This is a genomic window from Candidatus Lokiarchaeota archaeon (genome assembly GCA_014730275.1).
Taxonomy (GTDB): domain Archaea; phylum Asgardarchaeota; class Thorarchaeia; order Thorarchaeales; family Thorarchaeaceae; genus WJIL01.
The window spans coordinates 1-7950 of sequence record WJIL01000149.1 but is presented as its reverse complement, the minus strand read 5'-3'; the positions used below and the strand labels follow the sequence as shown (position 1 = coordinate 7950).

The 7950-nt window shown below is 45.0% G+C and carries 9 protein-coding genes; 8 read left to right on the top strand and 1 reads right to left on the bottom strand.

The features are described 5' to 3' along the window. The first annotated feature begins 282 nt into the window (after window positions 1-282). Genes GF309_16805 through GF309_16795 form a run of 3 tightly spaced genes read left to right on the top strand, consistent with a single transcriptional unit; the run spans window position 283 to window position 2851 of the window. Complete coding sequence (locus tag GF309_16805; protein MBD3160443.1) at window positions 283-1830, top strand: hypothetical protein; 1548 nt, start codon at window positions 283-285, stop codon at window positions 1828-1830. Next, the gene (locus tag GF309_16800) at window positions 1827-2183 is read left to right on the top strand and encodes a hypothetical protein (GenBank protein ID MBD3160442.1); all 357 of its coding nucleotides are present in this window, start codon (window positions 1827-1829) and stop codon (window positions 2181-2183) included. The genes GF309_16805 and GF309_16800 overlap by 4 nt, the downstream gene beginning before the upstream one ends. 47 nt (window positions 2184-2230) lie before the next feature. Then, window positions 2231-2851, top strand: coding sequence for a hypothetical protein (locus tag GF309_16795; protein MBD3160441.1), 621 nt, complete (start codon window positions 2231-2233; stop codon window positions 2849-2851). 302 nt (window positions 2852-3153) lie between these two features. Here the strand turns inward: GF309_16795 and GF309_16790 are convergent, their stop codons facing one another. Continuing rightward, on the bottom strand, window positions 3154-3474 hold the full coding sequence (locus GF309_16790; GenBank protein MBD3160440.1) for a hypothetical protein: 321 nt from the start codon (window positions 3472-3474) through the stop codon (window positions 3154-3156). Between the two features lie 210 nt (window positions 3475-3684). On the opposite strand from GF309_16790, the gene GF309_16785 reads away from it, so the two are divergent. The 5 genes from GF309_16785 to GF309_16765 all read left to right on the top strand — a co-directional run. Then, window positions 3685-4506 carry a methyltransferase domain-containing protein gene (locus GF309_16785; protein MBD3160439.1) on the top strand — a complete coding sequence of 274 codons (822 nt, stop codon included), beginning with the start codon at window positions 3685-3687 and terminating at the stop codon, window positions 4504-4506. A 155-nt stretch (window positions 4507-4661) separates the two neighbouring features. Beyond that, a complete protein-coding gene (locus GF309_16780) occupies window positions 4662-5636 on the top strand; it encodes a hypothetical protein (protein ID MBD3160438.1) in 975 nt (324 codons plus the stop codon). Between the two features lie 63 nt (window positions 5637-5699). Continuing rightward, the gene (locus tag GF309_16775; GenBank protein ID MBD3160437.1) at window positions 5700-6182 is read left to right on the top strand and encodes a hypothetical protein; all 483 of its coding nucleotides are present in this window, start codon (window positions 5700-5702) and stop codon (window positions 6180-6182) included. 205 nt (window positions 6183-6387) lie between these two features. Beyond that, entirely contained in the window at window positions 6388-7116 is a 729-nt protein-coding gene (locus GF309_16770) for a hypothetical protein (GenBank protein ID MBD3160436.1), read from the top strand. A 193-nt stretch (window positions 7117-7309) separates the two neighbouring features. Then, the coding region (locus GF309_16765; GenBank protein ID MBD3160435.1) for a GNAT family N-acetyltransferase at window positions 7310-7950 on the top strand (641 nt) is incomplete at its 3' end.

The window sequence follows — 7950 nt, the reverse complement described above, 5'->3', positions numbered from 1 at the left end:
CCTTGAAATTGCACTTTGTCTGCAAAAACATCCCATTTTCAGCCAAAAAGCGGGAAAACACGGCCAAGCGATTTCAATATAAGCAATATGAGAACTTTATACGATTTTTGAAGAACTTAGAAGAAGAATGAATATGTTGGAGTGGTTATCATAGTTCAAAACGTCTAGATAACCTTTCATATATCCTAGGTGTGGTTGACGTAGCTCTTATACTAAACATTGTATCTCTCATCCTGATAGTCTCGGACTATTGTGTCTGCGGCTATCGGAGGAAAAAGACAGATGTCAATAATGCGAAGGCTTGTTTCGTTCTATGCGAAACGCAAGGAGAAAAGTATCGATGAGGTACTCGACAAGTCCATAGAGCTGAGTGAAGAGAAACTCATGTCGATTCTGGATCGCCACAAAGATACACTCGTTGGCAGACGATATTGCTTTGATGAGATAACAACACCCGATGAATTCAGACAGAAGGTTCCGCTGTCAGACTACAGAAGCATGAAGCCGTATTTTGATCTAACGTATGATGACCCAAACGGCGGCATCTTGACCAAGGATCCTGTTTACTGGTACCTAAAGACTTCAGGCTCCGCCGGGAAACCGAAGAAACTACCGGCCACCAAGAAGGGACTTGAGGACGTAAGCAGCGTAACTGCACTTGCCTGGATGGCATTCATGAACGCTGAACCTGAGAATCCCAAGATTGTTGATGGTACACTGATCACCTTTGGTGCAGCTCCTGACCTTGGCAGTATCAACGGCGTGAAAGTGGGATACGCAACAGGCGTCTATGCCAGAAATCAGAACCCACTGTTCCAGCGGCTGATAGAACCCGGCGAAGACGTGTTCAATATCGATGATATGGATCGCAAGATGCGGACGTATGCTGAACTCATGGCAACGCGTGACGTGACGGGAATCCAAGGCATAACAACGCTCTCTCTAGCGCTTGTCCGGAGGATGCAGAATCAGTACGGCCCGTGGTTGCTTGACAGACTTGCTGGCACCAAACACGAATCTAGGATACGGGATGCCCTTCGAGACGATGGCACACTTGATGTGGGAGAGCTCTGGCCGAACCTGCGGCTACTCTTGGCATCAGGCATCGATCCTGACCCATACAGAGAATGGATTAGCAAAACCCTCCCGAACGTAACCCTATGGAACTTGTATGGTGCATCTGAAGGTGTCTTTGCTGGGCAGCTTCTCTCTGACCTAGAAGGCATGCAGCTTTTTACCAACACGAACTACTTCGAGTTCATTCCAGAGGATCAGGCTAGTCAGGAAAACCCAGATGTCATACCACTCAGCGATGTCAAAGCCGGCAATCGGTATGAGATAGTTATCACCAATGTGCAAGGCTACTATCGCTACCGTATCGGCGACATGGTGACCTTCGAGAGTATAGACCCCTATACCATCCGCTCTATCGGTAGATGCGAAAACGTTGTCAACCTTGCAGGTGAGAAGATCACCGAAGACCAGGTTGCGAAAGCGATTCAGCAGACCGCAGAGAAGACCGGGTATGAGGTCCTTGATTACAGCGTTGTTGGAATCATCGAGGAGAGCAGAGGCCACTACGCCATAGCCGCGATGTTCCAGCAGGATTCGGTTGATGCCGTAGAATTTGTCACTGCCTATGAAGAAGCTATGAAGCGAATAAATCCAGAGTTTCGTGGTTCACGAGAAACCGGTGCCATTGGCCCGACAGTTCTGTATCGCATGAACAGCTCTGCTTTTGAGCGGCGTGTGAGGACTCATCATCTTCAGGCAAAACCCGTGCCACTCACGACAGAGACCGATGTGCTTTCCATATGTGAGGCGATATGATGGTGGATTCATGGTCAAACACTGACGCCTCGGTGGAGAAGCCTGTACGTATTCCTTCTTCGAAATTATTCGGAGATCTCGTGGTCTATCTTGTGGAAGTCTTCGACAGAAGAAGAACATGCATGGAAGAGCGACGAATCAGACCTTACAGATACGTCGAAAGGTTCTGTGAACATAATGGTTTGAACAAAGACCTAGTATGTGAGCTACTCAAAGATCACGGGGCCGATAATGATCTCGAAGTTTTGCTGAATTGCCTGAGCGCTATTCCTCCGTACAGGAGCCTTTCAGGAAGTAGAGAAACCCTTCATAATCAGGCTGAGAATGCGGCCATAGCTGGCCAAGGTGGATAAGATAGATTCCCTGAGTGGTACGAATCGCAGGAGATTGTGAACACGGAATGACCGAAAGAAGAGAATCGGATGAAGTCCTTTCTTTTGACCAGATTGCGGCCATGTCCCAAGATGCTGATCTTCGTATGAAACTGTTGAAGGATAGGCTACCTGTTATAGATTTAGATTGGGATCCTGAAGTAGATGTGGACTGTGAGGACCCAAAAGAGATGGGGCCCGAACAGGCACGATGGCAGCTCTTCGTATTCCAGTGTATGAACGCCATCAAGACGGTCAATCAAACCAAGGCTTATGAGAAATTGAGATGGAACGAGGATATGGTCGGATACCCACTGTTGTTGGTTCCGATTACCATTAACGAAATCATGGGGCCAGTCGGGCTCTATCCTCGTTTCTGGGGTTTCTTCTGTAAGTACTACGCAGAAGCAGAGGATGTTGAAGCCACGAAAGCAACAATATCCCTTCCCTCAGCTGTATTCGATGTTATTGCTACATACGGTGATCTAATGATTGGCCAAACAGCAGATCCGTTGAATGACCCTGAAGTGCTCATGATTCCTACTGTGTATCACGGACTTCACGCATTCAAATTTGATGGTGAAAATCGGCAGGTGCACAAGTTCGGCAGCATTGAGATACTGGTTGGAAAACGTACGGCTGAGTGTTAGAGCTGCAACACGTACTTTCATGTTGTATCTTCGATATGCACGAAAAGATGTTGCGTTCGAACTGAGGCGCGAACAAACATGCAGTTTGCTCATAGCGGGATTGTTTGAACTTCGGAATACTTCTTTGCATAGACTCCATTTTCCTCTAGAAGAGATATGAAGTTCGCAAAGAGCTGTTCTACCAGCTTAAGGATTCTTTCTGGGTTTCTTGCTGAATAGCATTGTTTCACCAGCTTTTCATAATCAGCAGGTGTTCTGTAAAATTGGAAACTCTCCTCAAACCGGTAGAAGTCATTCTATGGTTACTCCCCAGATTGCTTCTCATAGCGATTCAATGCAGAAATCCCAGCCTTCTCGATGTCCGATGCCATCTTCTCATATATCTCCCTAAAGGTTTCATCATGACACTCGCTATGCCCATATGGATGAAAATGTGCCATTAGGTTTCCTTGCTCATTCAGAATCCTGAAGGTTGGTCTTGGAATTGGGCCAATTACCTGCTTGTCTCTTTTTGGTTCTACACGCTCAATCTGGTATGAATCTGGGCAATACCTCCGAAATGCCCTTGGAATCTCTTCCATGCGTCCAACATCTTGAGCCTGATATCTTGGGTGCTTAACCATCTCTTCACCAGCATACAATCATATTTTGACGCTCTTAAGCATAGTAGTTCTTTCTGAATAGATTTTGCGCTCGAATGGTCCGAAGTTTCTATCATGAAATGCCGCAATGTGTGGCGGGTATGGAGATGCGTGTTTTCCTTCACATTGGCATTTATCCACTGGTTCCTAGAGCATAGACGAATTTATACGAAGACTTTCTCTTGACAGCTCATGAATCATCTGAAGAAGTATTTCGAAGCCAACCAAGAGATGTGGGACGAGTTTGCCAAACTGCACTACGACTCCAAGACTTACAAGACAAAAGAGTTCCTCAATGGCGAGTCCACGCTAAATTCCGTAGAATTGAGTGAGCTGGGAGATGTCAGTGGCAAAACGTTGTTGCATCTTCAATGTCACTTCGGGTTAGACACGCTATCTTGGGCACGCCTGGGTGCAAAGGTGACTGGGGTTGACTTTTCGGGTGAAGCAATCAAGCTTGCACGCAGACTCACTGAGATGACAGAGATAGATGCGCAGTTTATCGAGTCCAACATCTATGATTTGCAGGATGTACTTGATGAACAGTTCGATATCGTCTTCACATCCTACGGAGTGCACTGCTGGCTTCCTGACCTACGGAAATGGGCTGAGATTGTGACTCATTTTCTGAACCCTGATGGAATCTTCTACATTGTTGAATTTCACCCTGTCATATGGATGTTTGACAACGAAAACCCCGATGGCTTCAAACTGAAACACACATATTTTCATAATCCTGAGCCGTACCAGTTTGATGTTGATGGTTCATACGCAGAAACAGACAAGGCATTTGAAGCATGTGTAGACTATGAATGGGCTCATAGCATGGGTGATATCATAACATCAATTGTCCAAGCTGGGCTCCGGCTAGAATATCTTCATGAGTTTCCTATGGCTAGTTTCCAGGCATTTCCTTTCCTCAAGCAGCGTGATGATGGTTACTGGTATTACGAAGACACGGACATCCAATTACCACTCATGTATTCAATCAGAGCAAGAAAAGCAACTTCATAGTAAAGACGAATGGAACAACCCGGGTCTTATGCTTTCAGACAACCCGTTTCTTACAGTTAAGTGAGTGAATCAACTGAGGAAACGAGCTATCTTGGATTTTGCTCCAAACAGATAGTATTTACCCGAAAAGATAGACTATCCCAAGTTGCAGAAGCATGAAGACGCGCGGTTACATCGATTTCTTGAATAGCAGAGATTTGTCAAATGAAGCGATCGAGGAATCAGTTGAATATGTTCGGCGGTATGAAGAGTATCTGAGAGACAGAGGGAAGACACTCGAATCTGCCGATGAAGCTGATCTTTGGCAATACACTACCGTTCTCATTGAAAACGGAAATAACACCTACGATGTTTTCCATGCCCTTGCGAGATATGCATATTTTGTGGGGAACCTTAAGACATACCTCGGGATTCTTGAATTGACTGATGGCGCAGAGGTCTTGGATGTTCTTTATGAGAGCATATCCAAGAATGCTGGAAAAGATGTAAGAGATAGAGTATTCAAAGGGCTTAGTTTGCCACCTCTCGGACTATTGCCTTCTAAGAAGATCCGTTTAGCTGAAATGGTGGTGAATAGGCTTGAGCGAGAAGCGGACAGTAAGACGTGCAAGAAGATTTTGGCTGATGTCGCACATGGAATACCCCGAAAGCACTATGAAAAAGAACGTCAGAAGTTCCTTGATGCAGGTTCTCTAGAGGAATACGTGAAGAGAAAAAGAACGGAAGCCCTTACAGAGCTAAAGAAACACAGAGATGAGGGTACTCTTTTCTACACCCAAGAAATCACAGATGATGTTCTTCAATTCGTTAGAAGCCGCCTCGATATCTTATCCGGAGAACTGAGAGCGAATACCGTATATCATACCAAAATACCATACATGTCCAAGGAATATTTGGAAGAAACTGATGAGCGCATGAAGCGTTACTACTATTGCCATTGCCCTTGGGCCCGCGAGAGCATTCTAGATGACGATGTTGATGTATCCTCAATGTTATGCCATTGTAGTGCTGGATTCACGAAACAGCCTTGGGAGGTAGCCTTGGACCGACCACTTAAGATCAAGAAGATTAAATCAGTTCTGGATGGCGATATTGAATGCAGTTTTGAGATTGATTTGTCTCAAGAATAGGCTGTTAAGCTAGCCAAACCTTTTATCTTTTAATCGGCTTATATTATAGGATGATGATGCACAATGCGGTATGTGGGTGAAGAAACGATTGATTTGCCCATGTCTGTGAGTAGAGAGGATATACAGAGCCACATTGATGTGTGGTTGGAGACACCACATGGTCGCCAGTATGAAATCCTAGCAAGAAATCGAAAGTCTATCAGAATGAAGCGGAGCTGGTTGGACGAGTGGTGTCAAATACATCTGACCGTGTCAGTAATTTCTGGTATTATAGCAACTGCTTTCGGCGTTCTAACTCCGTTCTTTCTGAGAGGAGAACTTATCGGATTACTTCCGCTAGCTGGCATTGCAGTGTTTTTCATCTCGATACCAGTCATTTACCACGTTTTCTCACATAAAATCATCATCACAGTCCATATTCAGGAGTCCAATATTGACTTTAGGATCGACGCTACGAATAAACAAGAAGCGGCGAAGGATTTCGATACCGTGATAAAAACTGTCAGAAATAGTATTTCTCAAGATGCGTCCTCTTTGAATACTTGAGATTCAGTGTCATGAGGACTCGCCGCCTGGCTTGGTGGTTTATTGGTGTTTATGATTCCTTTTGCATCACGAACGAATTCATCTGCGAAGGCCGTTATTTCTCACATCGGAGCCCGTTGCATTGATTGTTGAATTACTTGGGCAAATCTGGACTGTTTGTCCATGGCGAGTTTAATAGACCTTCGTAAACATTACTGTGTGAAATATGTCATTCCGAACTGCAGATCAGAAAACGAGTAAGGTCGTAAGTACAGGTAGCGAAACGCTCGATAAACTACTTGGCGGAGGACTTGAAGCCGGGCTTATGCACCTTTTCTATGGTGACAAGGTGCTGCGTGATGACGTTCTCCAGATTGCTGTTTCTGCACAGCAATCAGAGGACAAAGGTGGCTTGGGTGCTCCTGTCATCATAATTGACAGCAACAACATCATGGATGTTGCGACCCTTGCCGATTACTGTCTGTGGAAAAACCTAGATCCAGAGGATGTCATGGATCGCGTCTTCATCTCACGGGCATTCAATTCATCACAAACGTATGATCTTGTAACCAATAAGCTTGAAGAATTCTTTGAACAGGTTCCCGCTAGAACCCTTATCGTTCCAGGTCTAGCCGATATATACCACCGGGAAGGTATAACGCAGGAAGGAACGCGTCAAATTACCCACATGGCACATAGGTTACAGGCTTTCACATTGCAAAAAGGAGTTGTAACCGTAATAACCGCGGGCCTTTCCGAAAGCAATTCAAAGCTACCGCTTGGTGGCAGGGCTCTTACAAGCTGCTGTCAGGTACACATACTTGTCGATGAATCCAAGGCGTACGTCAAGTATAATCTCGCGAAGCACCCAGTGCACCCACCACGCAGAAAATCGCGGATGAAATCACCAATGTTCGGTACTACTTTACCGCTCGAACACTTCCTAGATGATTGACTCGCAAGAATTTCTACTTAGATGAGAATGCATAATGCGTTCACGTAGTATACTAATTGGGGATCTCTGTTGGTTGATTTCACGCGCTTCACGGTCTTTGGAAACTCATTTCGCAGCTGATAGTCTAGAAAATTTGACCACGAGTTTTTCAATGAGCCTTTGTAAACATTCTCAATAGCAGAAGGTAGCATAATTGACCGCCGACTATACAATTCGATCAATGACAAGCGAAGATTGGGAAAAGTACCAAAAACTAGATGTGGAGATATTCCCGAATAATGAGACCAGCAAGAAGAGTTTCCAAGACCTATTGAAGAGAGAAGGGTTCTATTGCCTAGAAGTCAACGGCAGTATCATTGGTGTACTTATTCTGAATGAGTTTGGAGACAACGAAGGACATCTTCAACGCATTGGAGTTGCGAAAGACTACCGGGGGCAGGGTTATGGGAAAATCCTCATGAAATATGCACTCAATTGGTTTCGAGAGCGAGATTGTGAAAGCGTACATCTGTACACCCAAGATTTCAACGCTGCAGCACAAGGCCTTTACAAACAGTTTGGTTTTGAGATAGTCGGTACATCTTGGCACTACTTCGTTCCATTCGCTTCCATTGAACCTGAATGCAAATGTACCTGTCAGGAAATATCTCGAGAAGAGATAAACGAAGTTGGAGAGAAGTACGAGGAACAACTTCCTGCAGGTCAAATCAGAAGATATCTTTCTTCAGAACGGAACCATGTTCTCACTCTAAGGACCCATTCAGATGAGCTTAGAGGAGCTTGCAGGTTCGCGCCCAATTTTCCTGGATGTTTTCCCTTTCTAATTGAAGATAT

What these genes read in the sequence shown, in the direction of transcription:
- GF309_16785 (MBD3160439.1), top strand. Translation starts at nt 3,685, where the DNA reads ATGAATCATCTGAAGAAGTATTTCGAAGCCAACCAAGAGATGTGGGAC.
- GF309_16800 (MBD3160442.1), top strand. Translation starts at nt 1,827, where the DNA reads ATGATGGTGGATTCATGGTCAAACACTGACGCCTCGGTGGAGAAGCCT.
- GF309_16770 (MBD3160436.1), top strand. Translation starts at nt 6,388, where the DNA reads ATGTCATTCCGAACTGCAGATCAGAAAACGAGTAAGGTCGTAAGTACA.
- GF309_16790 (MBD3160440.1), bottom strand. Translation starts at nt 3,474, where the DNA reads ATGGTTAAGCACCCAAGATATCAGGCTCAAGATGTTGGACGCATGGAA.
- GF309_16805 (MBD3160443.1), top strand. Translation starts at nt 283, where the DNA reads ATGTCAATAATGCGAAGGCTTGTTTCGTTCTATGCGAAACGCAAGGAG.
- GF309_16795 (MBD3160441.1), top strand. Translation starts at nt 2,231, where the DNA reads ATGACCGAAAGAAGAGAATCGGATGAAGTCCTTTCTTTTGACCAGATT.
- GF309_16775 (MBD3160437.1), top strand. Translation starts at nt 5,700, where the DNA reads ATGCGGTATGTGGGTGAAGAAACGATTGATTTGCCCATGTCTGTGAGT.
- GF309_16780 (MBD3160438.1), top strand. Translation starts at nt 4,662, where the DNA reads ATGAAGACGCGCGGTTACATCGATTTCTTGAATAGCAGAGATTTGTCA.